This is a genomic window from Pectobacterium colocasium (assembly GCF_020181655.1).
Taxonomy (GTDB): domain Bacteria; phylum Pseudomonadota; class Gammaproteobacteria; order Enterobacterales; family Enterobacteriaceae; genus Pectobacterium; species Pectobacterium colocasium.
Map to the genome: position 1 here is coordinate 1,207,320 of NZ_CP084032.1, position 18,010 is coordinate 1,225,329.

16 protein-coding genes are annotated in these 18,010 nt (G+C 51.5%); 12 read left to right on the forward strand and 4 right to left on the reverse strand.

Features of this window, described 5'->3' with window-relative positions:
- Positions 1-66: 66 nt before the first annotated feature.
- The 6 genes from phoB to proY all read left to right on the forward strand — a co-directional run bounded on the left by phoB (position 67) and on the right by proY (position 7,721).
- Positions 67-756 carry a phosphate response regulator transcription factor PhoB gene (phoB, locus tag LCF41_RS05310; protein ID WP_005975981.1) on the forward strand — a complete coding sequence of 230 codons (690 nt, stop codon included), beginning with the start codon at positions 67-69 and terminating at the stop codon, positions 754-756.
- A gap of 26 nt (positions 757-782) precedes the next feature.
- Positions 783-2,105 carry a phosphate regulon sensor histidine kinase PhoR gene (gene phoR / locus LCF41_RS05315; RefSeq protein ID WP_225087193.1) on the forward strand — a complete coding sequence of 441 codons (1,323 nt, stop codon included), beginning with the start codon at positions 783-785 and terminating at the stop codon, positions 2,103-2,105.
- Between the two features lie 15 nt (positions 2,106-2,120).
- A complete protein-coding gene (locus tag LCF41_RS05320; protein ID WP_225087194.1) occupies positions 2,121-3,059 on the forward strand; it encodes a PstS family phosphate ABC transporter substrate-binding protein in 939 nt (312 codons plus the stop codon).
- A 242-nt stretch (positions 3,060-3,301) separates the two neighbouring features.
- Positions 3,302-4,408, forward strand: coding sequence for a cobalamin-independent methionine synthase II family protein (locus LCF41_RS05325; RefSeq protein WP_225087195.1), 1,107 nt, complete (start codon positions 3,302-3,304; stop codon positions 4,406-4,408).
- Between the two features lie 476 nt (positions 4,409-4,884).
- Positions 4,885-6,204 carry a branched-chain amino acid transport system II carrier protein gene (gene brnQ / locus LCF41_RS05330; protein ID WP_225087196.1) on the forward strand — a complete coding sequence of 440 codons (1,320 nt, stop codon included), beginning with the start codon at positions 4,885-4,887 and terminating at the stop codon, positions 6,202-6,204.
- Positions 6,205-6,344: 140 nt separating this feature from the next.
- Positions 6,345-7,721, forward strand: coding sequence for a proline-specific permease ProY (gene proY / locus LCF41_RS05335; RefSeq protein ID WP_225087197.1), 1,377 nt, complete (start codon positions 6,345-6,347; stop codon positions 7,719-7,721).
- A 232-nt stretch (positions 7,722-7,953) separates the two neighbouring features.
- Here proY and LCF41_RS05340 read toward each other — a convergent pair whose 3' ends face one another.
- The 3 genes from LCF41_RS05340 to LCF41_RS05350 form a co-directional block, all read right to left on the reverse strand.
- Entirely contained in the window at positions 7,954-9,228 is a 1,275-nt protein-coding gene (locus tag LCF41_RS05340) for a mechanosensitive ion channel family protein (protein ID WP_225087198.1), read from the reverse strand.
- Positions 9,229-9,448: 220 nt separating this feature from the next.
- Entirely contained in the window at positions 9,449-10,051 is a 603-nt protein-coding gene (locus LCF41_RS05345) for a peroxiredoxin C (protein ID WP_010299049.1), read from the reverse strand.
- A 210-nt stretch (positions 10,052-10,261) separates the two neighbouring features.
- Positions 10,262-10,843, reverse strand: coding sequence for an acyl carrier protein phosphodiesterase (locus tag LCF41_RS05350; protein WP_225087199.1), 582 nt, complete (start codon positions 10,841-10,843; stop codon positions 10,262-10,264).
- A 191-nt stretch (positions 10,844-11,034) separates the two neighbouring features.
- On the opposite strand from LCF41_RS05350, the gene queA reads away from it, so the two are divergent.
- The 5 genes from queA to secF all read left to right on the forward strand — a co-directional run bounded on the left by queA (position 11,035) and on the right by secF (position 16,648).
- On the forward strand, positions 11,035-12,102 hold the full coding sequence (queA, locus tag LCF41_RS05355; protein ID WP_225087200.1) for a tRNA preQ1(34) S-adenosylmethionine ribosyltransferase-isomerase QueA: 1,068 nt from the start codon (positions 11,035-11,037) through the stop codon (positions 12,100-12,102).
- A 97-nt stretch (positions 12,103-12,199) separates the two neighbouring features.
- Positions 12,200-13,345 carry a tRNA guanosine(34) transglycosylase Tgt gene (tgt, locus tag LCF41_RS05360; RefSeq protein WP_225087201.1) on the forward strand — a complete coding sequence of 382 codons (1,146 nt, stop codon included), beginning with the start codon at positions 12,200-12,202 and terminating at the stop codon, positions 13,343-13,345.
- 108 nt (positions 13,346-13,453) lie between these two features.
- On the forward strand, positions 13,454-13,789 hold the full coding sequence (gene yajC, locus LCF41_RS05365; protein WP_225087202.1) for a preprotein translocase subunit YajC: 336 nt from the start codon (positions 13,454-13,456) through the stop codon (positions 13,787-13,789).
- 27 nt (positions 13,790-13,816) lie between these two features.
- A complete protein-coding gene (gene secD, locus LCF41_RS05370) occupies positions 13,817-15,664 on the forward strand; it encodes a protein translocase subunit SecD (RefSeq protein ID WP_225087203.1) in 1,848 nt (615 codons plus the stop codon).
- Positions 15,665-15,736: 72 nt separating this feature from the next.
- Complete coding sequence (gene secF / locus LCF41_RS05375) at positions 15,737-16,648, forward strand: protein translocase subunit SecF (RefSeq protein ID WP_225088104.1); 912 nt, start codon at positions 15,737-15,739, stop codon at positions 16,646-16,648.
- Positions 16,649-16,720: 72 nt separating this feature from the next.
- Here secF and LCF41_RS05380 read toward each other — a convergent pair whose 3' ends face one another.
- Positions 16,721-17,290 carry a SadB/YajI family lipoprotein gene (locus LCF41_RS05380; RefSeq protein WP_225087204.1) on the reverse strand — a complete coding sequence of 190 codons (570 nt, stop codon included), beginning with the start codon at positions 17,288-17,290 and terminating at the stop codon, positions 16,721-16,723.
- 217 nt (positions 17,291-17,507) lie between these two features.
- Here LCF41_RS05380 and nrdR point away from each other — a divergent pair, with 217 nt between their 5' ends.
- Positions 17,508-17,957 carry a transcriptional regulator NrdR gene (nrdR, locus tag LCF41_RS05385; RefSeq protein WP_005975999.1) on the forward strand — a complete coding sequence of 150 codons (450 nt, stop codon included), beginning with the start codon at positions 17,508-17,510 and terminating at the stop codon, positions 17,955-17,957.
- The last annotated feature ends 53 nt before the right edge of the window (positions 17,958-18,010 follow it).

Below are 18,010 nucleotides of genomic sequence, written 5' to 3' on the forward strand. Positions count from 1 at the left end.
TCATAAAACTGACGCATAATGCCTTTCGCCTGCTAACAGCGACGATGATTAACGACAGGATTAACAATGGCAAAACGCATATTAGTCGTGGAAGATGAAGCACCAATTCGTGAAATGGTCTGCTTTGTACTGGAGCAAAATGGTTATCAACCAGTTGAAGCCGAAGATTATGACAGTGCAGTAACGCAACTGTCGGAGCCGTTCCCAGAACTGGTGTTATTGGACTGGATGCTGCCAGGAGGTTCGGGCCTGCAATTCATCAAGCATATGAAGCGCGAGGCGCTGACGCGTGATATTCCGGTGATGATGTTAACCGCACGCGGTGAAGAAGAAGACCGTGTACGCGGCCTTGAAGTGGGAGCGGATGATTACATTACCAAGCCGTTTTCACCCAAAGAATTAGTGGCGCGTATCAAAGCTGTGATGCGCCGTATTTCACCGATGGCGGTGGAAGAAGTCATTGAAATGCGCGGCCTGAGCCTCGATCCCTCCTCACATCGCGTGACGACCGAAGAGCACGCGTTGGACATGGGGCCGACGGAATTTAAGCTGCTGCATTTCTTCATGACGCATCCTGAACGTGTTTATAGCCGGGAACAGTTGCTGAATCACGTTTGGGGCACTAACGTTTATGTTGAGGATCGTACTGTCGACGTCCATATTCGTCGCCTGCGTAAAGCGCTGGAAACCAGCGGACATGACAAAATGGTGCAAACCGTTCGGGGAACGGGCTACCGTTTTTCAACGCGTTACTGAGGTGTTCGTAACGGAGAAATATTAACGTGCTAGAACGTTTATCCTGGAAAAGGCTGGCATTGGAGCTGGCTTTTTTTTGTTTGCCTGCCTTACTGCTGGGGCTGATTTTTGGCTATCTGCCCTGGTTTCTGCTGGTTGCCGTATTAGGCTTACTTTGCTGGAATTTTTATAACCAGCTGAAACTCTCTTATTGGCTGTGGGTTGACCGCAGCATGACGCCCCCGCCGGGGCGTTGGAGCTGGGAACCGCTGTTTTACGGCCTTTACCAGATGCAGTTGCGTAATCGACGCCGACGTCGTGAACTGGCGCTTCTGATCAAACGGTTTCGCAGCGGGGCGGAATCCTTGCCGGATGCCGTGGTGATCACCACTGAAGAAGGAACCATCTTCTGGTGTAATCATCTGGCGCAGCACCTGCTCAGTTTCCGCTGGCCGGAAGATAACGGTCAGAATATCCTCAACTTATTGCGCTACCCAGAGTTCACCAACTATATGAAAGGGCAAGATTTTAGCCGTCCTCTCACGTTGCAGTTGAATAATTCCCACCATGTTGAATTCCGCGTGATGCCCTATTCCGAAGGGCAGCTCCTGATGGTTGTGCGTGATATTACGCAAATGCACCAGCTTGAAGGTGCCAGACGTAACTTTTTTGCCAATGTGAGCCATGAGCTGCGTACGCCGCTGACGGTGTTGCAGGGCTATCTGGAAATGATGCAGGAAGAAACGCTGGATGCGGCGTTGCAAGGAAAAGCGCTGAGTACCATGCAGGAACAGACCCGACGTATGGACGGGCTGGTCAAGCAACTGCTGACCCTGTCGCGTATTGAGGCGGCGACGGCGATCGATCTGAATGAAAAAGTCGATATTCCATTGATGCTGCGCGTGTTACAGCGTGAAGCGCAAACCCTAAGTCAGGGACGTCATGAGATTGTCTTTCGTGTGAACGAAAGCCTCCGCGTGTTTGGTAATGAAGAACAGCTGCGCAGCGCGGTATCCAATCTGGTGTATAACGCGATTAACCATACGCCAGCGGGAACGCGTATCGAAGTCTGCTGGCAGAAGATCCCGCAAGGGGCGCAATTTCAGGTCAGCGATAACGGGCCGGGAATTGCGGCCGAACATTTACCGCGCCTGACAGAGCGTTTTTATCGGGTTGATAAGGCGCGTTCACGCCAGACGGGCGGCAGCGGGCTGGGGCTGGCGATTGTTAAACATGCGCTCAGCCATCATGATTCCCGTCTGGAAATTATGAGTGAGGATGGTCTGGGCTCGCGTTTTGTCTTTACGTTGCCGAATCGGTTGATTGTCCCTGCCTCTCTGGCTGAAAATACGGTGAAACCTTCGGCCTGACGGGAAATGCTACCCATGACATCCGCCACTCGTATTGCGGGCGCTTTTTTACTGCTGTTCAGCGCGTTTTGCGCTGCGCAGCCTCGTCAGATGCTGGCGGGCAACCTCTCCAGCGCGGGGTCGGATACGCTGGCTAATCTGATGGCCTTTTGGGCGGCGGATTTCAGCCAGCATTACCCGAACGTGAATTTACAGATTCAGGCCGCTGGGTCATCTTCTGCACCGACGTCTCTGGCATCGGGCGCAGCGCAGCTTGGGCCGATGAGCAGGGCGATGAAAGCCAGCGAGATTGACGCGTTCGTCCAGCACTACGGCTATCCACCGCTGGCGGTACCGGTCGCGATGGATGCGCTGGTCGTGCTGGTCAATCAGGATAATCCGCTGTCTGGGTTGAACTTGTCGCAGTTGGACGCCATCTTTTCGATTACGCAGCGTTGTGGTAACCATCAGCCGATAAAACAGTGGGGCGATCTCGGCTTACGCGGCAGTTGGGAAAAGCGTACGCTACTGCGCTATGGGCGAAACTCTGCGTCAGGAACCTATGGGTTCTTTAAGCAAAAGGCGCTATGCCGTGGCGATTTTCTTCCTCAAGTCAATGAGCTGCCTGGCTCAGCATCCGTTGTACAGGCGGTGGCTGCATCAACCGATGCTATCGGCTATGCCAGCGTGGGCTTTCGCACCAGCGGCGTGAGAATGCTGCCGCTAGCCGCACAAGGAACCGACTACATTTACCCCTCGACTGAAAATATCCGCAGTGGTTTATATCCTTATACCCGTTACCTTTATATCTATGTGAACAAAGCGCCCAGCCAACCGCTGGAAGCGCTGACGGCGGCATTTTTAGATCGTGTGCTGTCCGAAACGGGGCAGTCGCTGGTGAATCAGGATGGCTATTTACCGCTACCGGAAGAAACGCGTCGCCAGGCGCGTCAGCAGATTGGCCTGCCAGAGTAATTCAGCTTTCCACCACCCATTTGTGATGTTTTCACATTACATGAATTTTCTTCATGTAATGTGAAAATTCTTCTATTGCCCTGCGGTTTGTCACGTGACAGGATAGCTTTAAATCTAGACGTCCAGATGGCTAAATAGAATTAAATGTAACTATCTCTCTGGGCAAATATTTCATATTGAAACTATCTGTCAGCATGCTTCTTTCCTGAAGATCGGTGCTGGCAACATGTCAGGAGCGACACATGGCGAACACCTTATCCCCTTTCCGTGCTGATATCGTCGGCAGTTTCTTACGTCCGGCTGCGATTAAGCAGGCTCGTCTTCAACATCAGGCGGGCGAGATTGATGATATCGCGCTGCGTAACATTGAGGATCGTGAGATCCTGCGGGTGGTAGAAAAGCAGCGTGAAGCAGGCTTGCAGATTGTGACGGATGGTGAACTGCGTCGTGCCTGGTGGCACTTTGACTTTTTTGCTGATTTGCACGGTGTGGAGCGCTATGAAGCCGATCACGGTATTCAATTCAACGGTATTCAGACGAAATCTCATGCGATTCGCGTCGTGGATAAAGTGAGTTTCAACCCTCAGCATCCGATGCTCGATCATTTCCGCTACCTGAACAGCATTTCTGGCGATGCGGTCGCTAAAATGACGATTCCTAGCCCCAGCGTGATGCATTTCCGCGGCGGGCGTAAAGCGATTGATGCGACGGTGTATCCCGATCTGGCTGACTATTTCGACGATCTGGCGCAAACCTGGCGCGATGCGATTCATGCATTTTATGACGCCGGCTGCCGCTTCCTGCAATTGGATGACACCGTGTGGGCTTATCTGTGCTCTGACGATCAAAAACGCCAGATCCGTGAACGTGGTGAAGACCCGGAACAGCTGGCGCGGACATACGCCGATGTGCTGAACAAAGCGCTGGCGGATAAACCTGCGGATCTGGTTATTGGTTTGCACGTCTGCCGCGGTAACTTCCGCTCTACCTGGATTTCTGAAGGCGGCTATGAGCCTGTGGCAGAGATTCTGTTTGGCGAAGTGAATGTTGATGCTTTCTTCCTGGAATACGATACCGAGAGAGCGGGTGGATTTGAGCCGCTGCGCTTTGTGAAACCGGGTCATCAGCAGGTGGTTCTGGGACTGATCACCACGAAGAACGGTGAACTGGAAGATGCCGATGTGGTGCAGGCGCGTATCGCGGAAGCGGCAAAATATGTCGATCTCAGCCAGATTTGCCTGAGCCCGCAGTGTGGTTTTGCTTCAACGGAAGAGGGGAACAGCCTGACGGAAGAGCAGCAGTGGAATAAGCTGAAACTTGTCGTGGATATCGCCAATCGCGTGTGGTAAGAGCGGCGAGATAACCCGATTCCTGCAAATGGAAATACAGAGGCTGGATCATTAGATCCGGCCTTTTTTATGGTCGTTCTCCTGCCTTCTGCCCGCGATGTTTTGTGAAATATGTTTTTTTTATGATCGAACAGCGCATTTTATGCCGGTTTTTGTCAGTTTTATTGCAATGAAATATCGATAAATGCGCAAATCATGTGTTATGCAAATCATGATAAACCAATTTATATTCTTATTTTTTCTCATAGTTAGGCTGTATGTTCTGGTTTTTGGATCTCTGCTTGTCTTTTTACGCTATAAACGGTTTACTTAGCACCCAATATAGCTGTGCAAAAAATAACTTCTATGACCGCCATTTTCGTGTCGCCGAAGTGTTGGCGTCATGCTCCGAGCTAACCTTTTGCGAACGGCTTACGGCGGCGATAAACGACACAGTTTTCTTTTTATCGATTTGATACAGGCAACACGACATAACTATGAGTCATCGTTTAACTTCCAAAGATATTGTGGCATTAGGTTTTATGACCTTTGCTTTATTCGTGGGGGCTGGAAATATTATTTTCCCGCCTATGGTGGGATTGCAGTCAGGTGAGCACGTTTGGACTGCGGCACTCGGCTTCCTGCTGACCGCCGTTGGCCTACCCGTGTTGACTGTGATCGCATTGGCTAGGGTTGGCGGTGGCGTTGATGCGCTCAGCTCGCCAATTGGTAAGAAAGCGGGCGTGGTTCTGGCCACCGTGTGCTATCTGGCCGTTGGGCCATTGTTCGCAACGCCGCGTACGGCAACTGTGTCGTTTGAAGTCGGTCTGGCTCCTTTGGTGGGTAACGGAGCGTCTCCGTTATTGATTTATAGCCTGATTTATTTTGCTATCGTTATCGGGATTTCCCTGTATCCAGGTAAACTGCTGGATACGGTTGGTCACGTGCTGGCTCCTTTAAAGATTATTGCTCTGGCGATACTGGGCATTGCAGCGGTGCTGTGGCCTGCGGGTACGCCGATTCCCGCGACGGAAGCGTATGAGCATCTGCCGTTTTCCAATGGTTTCGTTAACGGCTATCTGACGATGGATACCTTGGGCGCGATGGTCTTTGGTATCGTGATCGTCAATGCCGCGCGCTCACGTGGGGTGGCAAGCCCTGTCCTGCTGACGCGTTACACCGTGTGGGCTGGGTTAATTGCTGGTATTGGCTTGACGCTGGTCTATTTGAGCTTGTTCCAGCTCGGTTCCGTCAGTGGTGAACTGGTGACGCAGGCGCAGAACGGCGCTGAAATTCTCCATGCTTATGTGCAACACACATTCGGTAACATGGGAAGCAGCTTCCTGGCGTTGTTAATCTTTATCGCCTGTCTGGTGACGGCGGTGGGGCTAACCTGTGCTTGCGCTGAATTTTTTGCACAATACCTGCCGTTGTCTTACCGCACGCTGGTGTTTGTGCTGGGCATCTTCTCAATGGTGGTGTCTAACCTGGGTCTTAGCCATCTGATCCAACTTTCCATTCCCGTACTGACAGCGATTTATCCGCCTTGTATCATTCTGGTTTTATTGAGCTTTACGCTGCGCTGGTGGAATAGCGCGTCACGTATTGTGGCGCCTGTCATGTTAGTCAGTCTGTTATTTGGCATGATTGATGGTATAAAATCGTCGGCTTTCAAATCGCTGTTGCCAGAGTGGAGCCTCAACCTGCCGCTGAGCGAGCAAGGGTTGGCCTGGTTGCCACCGTCACTGCTGGTTTTGCTGGTTGCAGTGATTTACGACAGACTGTGTGGTCGTCAGGAAGTGACGGTACATCAATAATATCGTTAATGCCTGATAGCGCCGGTGCGGTAGGGATATCGTACTGCTCCGGCCCAACGTTGGGTTTCTGCACCACAGGTATTTGCCTGTGGTTTTTCTTTTTGTAATGTTTTCTTTCTATAAGACAGGGTTGCTTATCAATGGAACAACCATCTTCCAAGCTCAAGCGTGGGTTAAGCACGCGGCATATTCGCTTTATCGCCCTTGGCTCAGCGATCGGAACCGGTCTTTTTTATGGTTCCGCGAGCGCCATCCAAATGGCTGGCCCCAGTGTGTTACTGGCTTATCTGATCGGCGGAGTTGTCGCGTATATCATCATGCGCGCTCTGGGCGAAATGTCGGTACACAACCCACAGTCCAGTTCATTTTCTCGCTATGCACAAGATTACCTCGGGCCATTGGCGGGCTATATCACTGGCTGGACCTACTGCTTTGAGATGCTGATTGTCGCCATTGCCGATGTGACCGCATTTGGCATCTACATGGGGGTCTGGTTCCCTGCGGTACCGCACTGGGTGTGGGTTTTGAGTGTGGTGCTCATCATTGGCGCGATTAACCTGATGAATGTGAAAGCCTTTGGTGAACTGGAGTTCTGGCTCTCGTTCTTCAAGGTTGCCACCATTATCATTATGATCGTTGCGGGGATCGGTATTATTGTCTGGGGGATTGGCAACGGCGGTGAACCGACTGGCATTCATAATCTCTGGAGTAATGGTGGGTTCTTCAGTAACGGCGTGATGGGGATGATTCTCTCGCTGCAACTGGTGATGTTTGCGTATGGCGGCGTGGAGATCATCGGAATTACCGCTGGTGAAGCCAAAGATCCGCATAAATCCATCCCTCGCGCGATTAACTCGGTGCCGTGGCGTATTCTGGTGTTCTATGTCGGTACACTGTTTGTGATCATGTCGATTTACCCGTGGAATCAGGTCGGAACCAACGGGAGTCCGTTCGTTCTGACGTTCCAACATATGGGCATTACGGCGGCGGCCGGTATCCTGAATTTTGTCGTGATTACTGCGTCGCTGTCGGCGATTAACAGCGATGTCTTCGGCGTAGGCCGTATGCTGCACGGAATGGCGGAACAGGGGCATGCACCGAAGGTATTTAGCCGCATTTCCAAACGCGGTATTCCGTGGGTAACGGTCGTCGTGATGATGACGGCGCTGTTGGTCGCGGTGTACCTGAACTACATTATGCCTGGCAAAGTTTTCCTGGTGATTGCTTCACTGGCAACGTTCGCGACGGTGTGGGTGTGGATCATGATTCTGTTTTCACAGATTGCGTTTCGTCGCCGTCTGAGCCCGGATGAAGTGAAGGCGCTGGCGTTCCCGCTGCGCGGCGGTATCGCGACCTCCGTGTTCGGTATTTTCTTCCTGTTCTTCATCATCGGTCTGATCGGCTACTTCCCGGACACGCGTGTGTCGCTGTATGTCGGTATTATCTGGATATTGCTGCTTTTAGTGGGCTATGTCTGGAAGAAGAAACGTCAGAACGCGGTAGCGGCACAGAATTAAGCTAGTCGATTGATATCAGAAGAAGCACTCAGACTGTCCGTTGACAAACCTATTTGTCGAACGAAAACGGGAGTAACGAAATAGAAGAGTAAAGCGTTTGCGCCATGGATGGCGCAAGCCGAGCTTACATGGACGTACTTGCAGCGTCTTTACGATCTATTCGTTACTCCCGCACTACGGGCTTTATTAGCAACCTCTGCGCTCCCATTGGAGCATTTTTTTGTGCCTATTTTTACGCTTTCGGGGCCGTCATTTGCTGCGCCATGACCCGCATATCGTGACCGGTTGGGGTTTGATGAACGCGCAGATCGAACTCTGGCAGGATCGCAAAGATGTGGTCGAAAATGTCAGATTGAATGCTTTCATAATCGACCCAGGCGGTCGTGTTGGTGAACGCATAAATTTCTAGCGGCACCCCGTCTGATGTTGGCGCAAGCTGCCGTACCATCAGCGTCATTCCCTTATGAATACCCGGATGGGTGCGCAGATAAACCTGAAGGTAGGCGCGGAACGTGCCTAAATTCGTCAGGCGGCGACCATTCAGCGGTGAAGTCAGGTCGGAATCTGACTGGGCGTTGTGCTGATCCAGTTCGTTTTTCTTGTTCTGAATGTAGGGCGACAGGAGCTTGCTGCGCAGCAATCGAGCCTGCTCCTCTTCCGTCATAAAATGCACGCTGGTGGTATCGATATTGATACTGCGCTTGATACGTCTCCCTCCTGATTCCGCCATCGAACGCCAGTTCTTGAAGGAGTCTGACACCAACGCATAAGTGGGAATGGTGGTGACGGTATTGTCCCAGTTTTTCACTTTCACCGTCGTCAGCCCGATGTCGATAACCGCGCCGTCAGCGCCGTATTTCGGCATTTCTAGCCAGTCTCCCAGCGTGAGCATATCGTTGGCAGAAAGCTGGATGCCTGCGACCAGCCCCATAATCGGATCTTTGAACACCAACATCAGTACGGCGGCCATCGCACCTAACCCGCTAATCAGAATCAGTGGGGATTTCCCGATGAGCAGTGAGACCACCATAATACTGATGACGATGGTGGCAATCAGTTTCAGGCTTTGGAAGATACCGCGCAGCGGCAACTGTGCCGCGACTTTGGTTCGGGCGGAAACGTTGAGCAGAACGTCGAGCAGTGAGAACAACGACAGCAGCGCAAAAATCATGATCCACACTTGGGAGCAGATGATGAGCGTTTCACGTGTTTCACTCTGCGAGGGCAGCCACACAAAGACCTGAATATTGAGGATCACCCCTTGTAGCAAAAAAGCCAACCGGTTAAACAGGTTGTGTTGCGTTAACGCCTGTTTCCACCCGTGCCCCTCGGTTTTTCCAGGCTTATTGAGTGAACGCAGAACCATTCTTTTCAGCACAACCTGATGCAAAATCAGGTGAATGACGGCAGAAATGAGCAATATCAGCCCAAGAACAATCAGTAACGCAATGATGCTAGCGTGTTGTATTCCAGCTTCTCTCAGCCACAGCGCGAGATTTTGTTGCATGCGTTCTCCTTTATTCCAATGAATCTGTCGTGCATTAACACGATGTGAGGTTAAGGCTAAGGATTTAGCGCCCTCAGTCAACCTTTTGTATTCTCTGGAATCGCGTAGGAAAGGCTGGAACGGTGTGAGGAAGAACATCGGGGAAAATCATGGATAAAGAAAAAGCCAGTCGCATAGCAACTGGCTTGATCATCATTGCCCTGTAGGCAGGATGAGGGAATTACAGCTTGTCTGCGTTCTCAGACAGGTATTTCGCTACACCGTCTGGTGACGCGCCCATACCGGATTTACCTTTTTCCCATTGCGCTGGACATACTTCGCCGTGCTCTTCGTGGAATTGCAGCGCGTCAACGGTACGCAGCATTTCGTCGATGTTACGACCCAGCGGCAGATCGTTCACCACCTGGTGGCGAACCACGCCGTTTTTGTCGATCAGGAAAGAACCACGCAGTGCAACACCGGCTTCTGGGTGCTCAATGCCGTAGGCCTTCTGGATTTCACGCTTAATGTCAGCAACCATCGCGTATTGCACTTCGCCGATGCCGCCTTTGTCCACAGGGGTTTTACGCCATGCGTTGTGAACAAACTCGGAGTCGAAAGAAACACCAACCACTTCCACACCGCGTTTTTTGAACTCGGCATAGCGGTGATCGAAAGCAATCAGCTCTGACGGACAAACAAAGGTGAAGTCCATCGGCCAGAAGAAGATCACGGCAGCTTTACCGTTGATGTGCTTCTTCAGGTTGAAATTTTCGACGATTTCGCCACTGCCTAAAACGGCAGCTGCGGTGAAGTCTGGGGCTTGACGAGTTACCAGGACCATAATTACTCCTGTAGATAGCGGTTAATGATGGAGGATGTAAAAAACAGCGATCAGTATAGGGATTCTACCTGAGCGAATACAGGCAAAGAGACCAATCAATGAGATAGTTTCTGTCTATTGAACTCATCGCTATTTCCTTTCAAGACGCTACATTAACCCTTTTAGTAGAAAGGACAATACGTTGCGTATAAAAACGGAAAAATTGCGATCTTACAGCTGTTGCGCTTTCGCCAATTGCATCATCCGTGGATAAAACTGCCAGAAGAGTGTTTCAAATTGGTGATAGTGCTGCTCGATATCCTGAAAAGAACCAGATAGCGCCGCCAGTTTCGGGCGGCGTACCGACATTCTGTGCAGCACATCGGCGATAAACGGCAGCTCTGCGTAACGCGTCATCCAGCGTTCCGGCCACAGATAGCGATTCAGGTTCTGAAAGCGTTCAGGAGTTTGTGCCAGATGCGGCTCGATTTGTGACTGTGCGCCGTCGATAAAGGTTTGCAAGGGCGTATCCGGCACCAGCTCTAGCCAGTGCCGTGCAAGATAGTGATCCCACAGCACATCAAGCGTAATTGGCGCAACGCGGCGGAATTCATCGCTGAAATACTGACGCGCCTGTTTGACCTCCGGCAGGCTGTCAGTGAGCGAATCAACGCGGCGATGCAGGCGAATACCCGCGACGATCTCGTCTGCGTAGCTGTCCTGCGGGTTGCCGCGCACGAAATCCGCCATCAGATTACCTAATAGGGAGCTGTCGGCCAGCGTGGCCAGATGGAGGTGGGCAAGAAAATTCATTGAAGTAGTATATCCGCTTCTTCTTTTATTGTGCACGTCCTCTTACATGGCAAAGTGGGAATTCTCTGGCAGTGATGTGATACGGATTGTGATGTGTCGTGCCTGCTGTGTGCTTATTTCTTGCAGCCATGCGCTTGCGGCTCTAGACTAGGCCGCCCATTTTTAATGTATTAACAGCTAAGTGAATTGCCATGCGTGTTGCCGATTTCTCGTTTGAACTTCCTGAATCATTGATTGCCCATTATCCACAAGCGGAACGCAGTGGTTGTCGCCTGCTATCGCTGGATGGGCCAACGGGAAATCTGACGCACGGTGTGTTTACCGATTTGCTGGATAAACTGAATCCTGGCGATCTGCTGGTGTTCAACAACACACGCGTGATTCCTGCTCGTCTGTTTGGCCGTAAAGCCAGCGGCGGTAAGCTGGAAGTGCTGGTGGAACGTGTGCTGGATGAACACCGGGTGCTGGCGCACGTTCGGGCGTCCAAAGCGCCGAAGCCAGGCACCGCGCTGCTGCTGGGCGATGATGAGAGCGTCAAAGCCACGATGGCGGCTCGCCACGATGCGCTATTTGAGCTGCATTTCGATGATTCCCGCGATGTCTTGTCGATCCTGAATGATATCGGCCACATGCCGTTGCCGCCCTACATCGACAGACCTGATGAAGACGCCGACCGCGAGCTTTATCAGACCGTGTATAGCCAGCGTCCGGGGGCTGTAGCCGCGCCGACGGCAGGTTTACACTTTGATGAACCGATGCTGGCTGCGCTACGCGAGAAGGGCATCGAAATGGCGTTCGTGACGCTGCACGTGGGAGCGGGGACGTTCCAGCCCGTACGTGTCGATGCGATCGAAGATCACATCATGCATGCCGAATATGCTGAAGTGCCGCAGGACGTCGTTGATGCCGTTCTGGCGTGCAAAGCGCGGGGAAACCGCGTGATCGCCGTTGGCACCACTTCGGTACGATCGCTGGAAAGCGCCGCACAAGCCAGCCAGAATGCGCCGATCGAACCGTTCTTCGGCGATACCAAAATTTTCATCTATCCGGGCTATCACTACCGCATTATCGATGCATTGGTGACCAACTTCCATTTACCCGAATCGACGTTAATTATGCTGGTGTCGGCCTTTGCCGGTTACCAGAACACGATGTCTGCCTACCGTCAGGCGGTGGCAGAGCAGTATCGTTTTTTCAGCTACGGTGATGCGATGTTTATCACGCACAACCCGATGGCCGAACAGGAAAAAGTGGGATAAACCCGGTTTTCTGCACATTAGCGATGCCACAGACCACGCTCTGTCAGGCATTAATACATCATTACCATCAGACTGTTTTTCTGATGTCGGAGGTTAAGTGAAGTACGAATTACAAACAACGGACGGCCGTGCGCGTCGCGGCAGATTGATTTTTGAACGTGGCGTGGTGGAAACCCCGGCTTTTATGCCCGTGGGAACTTACGGCACGGTGAAAGGCATGACGCCGGAAGAAGTAAAAGAGACTGGCGCGCAGATTTTGCTTGGTAACACGTTCCACTTGTGGCTGCGTCCCGGTCAGGAAATTATGAAACTGCACGGCGATTTGCACGATTTCATGCAGTGGCACGGCCCGATTCTGACGGATTCCGGCGGTTTTCAGGTGTTCAGCCTCGGTGATATTCGCAAGATTACCGAACAGGGCGTGCATTTCCGTAACCCGATCAACGGAGATTCGATTTTCCTTAGCCCGGAAAAATCAATGGAAATTCAGCACGATCTCGGTTCTGACATCGTGATGATTTTTGATGAGTGTACGCCGTATCCTGCCGACTGGGATTATGCCAAGCGCTCGATGGAGATGTCACTGCGCTGGGCGAAACGCAGCCGCCAGCGTTTTGATGAGCTGGAGAATAAAAACGCGCTGTTCGGTATTATTCAGGGAAGTGTTTACGAAGATTTACGTGATGTATCCGTAAAAGGGCTGGTAGACATTGGCTTTGATGGGTACGCTGTGGGCGGTTTAGCAGTGGGCGAACCGAAAGAAGACATGCACCGCATTCTGGAGCACGTTTGTCCGCAGATTCCAGAAGATAAACCGCGCTATTTGATGGGTGTTGGCAAGCCGGAAGACCTGGTTGAAGGCGTGCGTCGCGGTGTCGATATGTTTGACTGCGTGATGCCAACGCGCAATGCCCGTAACGGGCATCTCTTCGTGACCGATGGCGTGGTGAAAATCCGCAATGCGAAGTATAAAGACGACGTGAATCCGCTGGATGAACACTGTGATTGCTACACGTGTCGCAATTATAGCCGTGCCTACTTGCATCATCTTGACCGTTGCAACGAAATACTCGGAGCACGACTCAATACCATCCATAACTTGCGTTATTATCAGCGTTTAATGGCGGGTTTACGTCAGGCCATTGAAGAGGGTAAATTAGAGCACTTTGTGGTGGATTTTTACCAGCGGATAGGCAAACCCATTCCGCCGCTAGCGGAAAAAGACGTTGCCGCAAGCAACTGAAGCCCGTTTGCTATGAATTGCATTTTGCTGTGAAGCGTTTTTACGATTGTAAGGTTGATAATTTATCTTTTTGATAGCTTATCTTTTGACAAAAAAGAGGATATTTAAATGAGTCTTTTCATCTCCGATGCTGCGGCTACGGCGGTTACTCCCGGACAGGGTGGTGGTACTGTTCAATTGGTTATTATGCTGGCCGTTTTTGGTCTGATTTTCTACTTTATGATCCTGCGTCCTCAGCAAAAACGCGCCAAGGAACACAAAAAGTTAATGGATTCTATCAGCAAGGGCGATGAAGTTTTAACGACCGGTGGTCTGGTTGGTCGCGTGACTAAAGTGTCCGAAACTGGCTATATTGCGATTGCGTTGAACGAGACCAATGAAGTGGTTATCAAACGTGATTTCGTGGCTGCCGTGCTGCCGAAGGGCACGATTAAGGCCCTGTAATTTCCGATTTTCCCGAAGGGAACTGCCGTGTTAAATCGTTATCCTTTGTGGAAGTACCTGATGCTGGTCGTGGTGTTGTTTGTTGGCCTGCTCTACGCACTTCCTAACCTATATGGTGAGGATCCGGCGGTACAAGTTACTGGCGCGCGGGGAACCGCCGCCAGCGAAACGACGCTGATCCAAGTCCAGAATGTCTTAAAAGAACAAAACATTACCAGTAAGTCGATTGCATTGGAAAATGGTGCAATTCTGGCTCGCTTCTCTAACCCTGATGTTCAGCTCCGCGCGCGTGAAGCGCTCGTTAATGAGCTGGGCGAAAAATTCGTCGTCGCACTTAACCTGGCTCCTGCCACGCCAAACTGGCTGCGGTTGTTAGGTGCCGAACCGATGAAATTGGGGCTTGACCTGCGCGGCGGCGTTCACTTCCTGATGGAAGTGGATATGGATACAGCGCTGGGTAAACTGCAAGAACAAACCATGGACTCTTTGCGCAGCGATCTGCGTGAGAAGAACATCCCTTATGCTTCCGTGCGTAAAACTGACAATTACGGCGTCGAAATTCGTTTCCGTGATGCGCAAACGCGTGATGACGGCATCAACTATCTGACCCCTCGCCATCGCAATCTGGTTCTTAGCAGCAGCGGTAGCAACCTGCTACGTGCGGTGATGTCTGATGAACGTCTGCGTGAAGCGCGCGAATACGCTGTACAGCAGAACATCAATATCCTGCGTAACCGTGTGAACCAACTCGGCGTTGCTGAACCGTTGGTACAGCGTCAGGGTGCTGACCGTATCGTCGTTGAGTTACCGGGTATTCAGGATACGGCGCGCGCGAAAGAAATTCTTGGCGCAACCGCTACGCTGGAATTCCGTCTGGTTAACAGTAATGCCGATGCGACCGCAGCGGCGAACGGCCGTGTGCCGGGCGACTCTGAAGTGAAGAGCATGCGTGACGGCTCACCGGTGGTGCTGTTCAAGCGCGTGATTCTGACGGGCGACCATATCACCGATTCGACATCGAGTACGGATGAATACAACCAGCCTCAGGTGAATATTTCTCTGGACAGCGCGGGTGGCAACACCATGTCCAACTTCACCAAGGACAGTATCGGTAAGCTGATGGCGACGCTGTTTGTCGAATACAAAGACAGCGGCAAGAAAGATGCGACAGGCCGTTCGGTGCTGGAAAAACACGAAGAAGTGATCAACGTGGCGACGATTCAGTCGCGACTGGGTAACAGCTTCCGTATTACCGGCATTGATAACCCGAATGAAGCGCGTCAGCTTTCTCTGCTGCTGCGAGCGGGTGCGCTGATTGCGCCGATCCAGATTGTGGAAGAACGTACTATTGGGCCAACGCTTGGGATGCAAAACATCACTCAGGGTCTGGAAGCCTGTTTGTGGGGTTTGATCGCATCGATCCTCTTTATGGTCTTCTTCTACAAGAAGTTTGGTGTCATCGCGACCAGTGCATTGGTTGCTAACCTGGTGCTGATTGTCGGTGTGATGTCGCTGCTGCCAGGGGCGACGCTGACCATGCCGGGTATCGCGGGTATCGTGCTTACGCTGGCGGTTGCAGTCGATGCTAACGTACTCATTAACGAACGTATCAAGGAAGAACTCAGTAATGGTCGCTCTGTGCAACAGGCGATTCATGAGGGCTACAAAGGTGCGTTCAGTTCGATTGTTGATGCGAACGTCACGACGTTGATTAAAGTCATCATCCTGTATGCGGTTGGTACCGGTTCTATCAAAGGGTTTGCTATCACGACTGCGATTGGGATTGCGACCTCAATGTTTACGGCGATCGTCGGTACTCGTGCCATCGTTAACCTGCTTTACGGCGGTAAACGTATCAACAAGCTGTCTATCTAGGAGTGCGTTGTGGCACAGGAACAGGAATACAACATTGAACAACTTAATCATGGGCGTAAAGTCTATGATTTCATGCGCTGGGACACATTGGCATTTGCCATTTCCGGCCTGCTGATCATCGCTTCTATCGTGGTTATGGGCGTGCGTGGTTTCAACTGGGGGCTCGACTTTACCGGTGGTACGGTCATTGAGATTAACCTTGAGAAACCGATCGATCTCGATGTCCTGCGTAGTTCGTTAGAGACCTCTGGGTTTTCAGAGCCGCAGGTACAAAACTTCGGTAGCAGCCGCGACGTGATGGTGCGTATGCCACCCGTTTCTGGCAGCGAGAACGAAGCGCTCGGTAACAAAGTGCTGACGGTAGTGAATGATACCTTCCAGCAGCATGCGACGGTGAAACGTATTGAGTTTGTCGGGCCGAGCGTGGGGAGCGATTTGGCACAGGCGGGCGCATTGGCGCTGATGTCTGCGCTGATTGCTATCCTTATTTACATCGGTTTTCGTTTTGAATGGCGTCTGGCGATGGGGTCCGTGCTGGCTTTGGCGCACGATACGATCATCACAATGGGGCTGCTGTCTCTGTTCTCTATTGAGATTGACCTAACGATCATTGCGTCGCTGATGTCGGTAATTGGTTATTCGCTTAACGATAAGATCGTGGTATCTGACCGTATTCGTGAAAACTTCCGCAAGGTTCGTCGCGGTACACCATATGAGATTACCAACATTTCTCTGACGCAGACGCTGCACCGTACCATTATCACATCAGCAACCACATTGGCGATGATTGTGATCCTCATGGTCTTCGGTGGAGCCTTGTTGCATGGCTTCTCGTTAACGATGTTTATTGGTGTGATCATCGGGACGATCTCTTCCATCTATGTTTCTTCTGCTCTGGCGCTGAAACTGGGTATGAAGCGTGAACACCTGATCGTTCAGAAAGTGGAAAAAGAAGGGGCGGACCAACCGTCTATCCTGCCTTAATCTACCGACTGTAAACATAAAAAACCCCGCGTCGCGGGGTTTTTTGCGTATTAGCGTCAGGAAGTTCGTTTGCTAGGGGGACTCGGTTGCGGCAACAGGCGGGGGACTTTGTATCTCCTGAACCTGATGCAAACGAACAAAACCGAGTTCTTCCGGTGGCAAACCGCTCAGGCGTAATTCAATAATCGCTTCGGCTTTTGGTAACAGCGTGGGGGAGACGACAAAAGACTGCGTTTGTGTGTCGCCGACTAAAGGTTGGCCACTCACCGGGTCGAGCCGTCCCCAGTCAAGCTGTGCACCAAAGGCTGGCAGCCCTTTCGCATCAAGTGTACGGATATGCAGTAACGCGCTTGTTCCGTTCGCTTCCGTCTCGATATTACGTAACGATACGCTGAGTCTGCCAATGCTGCTTTCCAGCATTGTGCTGGTTTGCGCTGCGGGCAGTAAATAAACGCCAGAGGTGGATTGAGAATTCAACGCATTTTGTCGCTCTAATGCCGTAGCCTGATCGGTCAGCGTTTGTAATTGCTGGTTTAGCTGACCTATCTGATTCTGTAGCTTTGGCATCTGGCGCTGTTCGGCGCACCCTGCGAGCAAAAGCAGCGCTGGCAGGAAGGTCAGTACGCGATATCGGGTTCTCATATCTGTGGTTCCCCTTTCGATGTTTTATTCATTGATCCGTTGATCCCTGTTGCTGAGTTTAGCTGCGATTAAGCCTAAGTCATAGGTGAGACAGCTTTTTTCGTCCTATTACCGGGAGAGATGCGAAACCCTTCGCAACGTGATTCAGGAGTTTTGGTTAGTCCGTTAATTCAGGGTAAACTGTCTCTACGTTAAGGATTACTGGTCAGGACACATCATGCATTGCCCGTTTTGCTCCGCTGTTGATACCAAAGTCATTGATTCCCGTCTGGTCGGCGAAGGTTCGCAAGTACGCCGTCGTCGGCAGTGTCTGGTTTGTCATGAACGCTTCACCACGTTTGAAGTGGCTGAACTGGTGATGCCGCGAGTCATCAAAAGCAATGAAGTGCGCGAGCCTTTTAATGAAGATAAATTGCGTAGCGGCATGCTGAAAGCGCTGGAAAAAAGGCCGGTAAGCTCTGATGACGTCGAAATGGCGATTAATCACATCAAATCTCATCTTCGTGCGACCGGAGAACGTGAAGTTACCACCAAGATGGTCGGCAATCTGGTGATGGAAGCGCTGAGAAAGCTGGATAAAGTGGCGTATATCCGCTTTGCATCGGTGTATCGCAGCTTTGAAGATATCCGTGAATTTGGCGAAGAGATTGCGCGTTTGCAGGATTAAGCCGCGTCGGTTTGAGAGAGATAAGAGGTTCGGGAATGAGCGTTTTTCAGGGA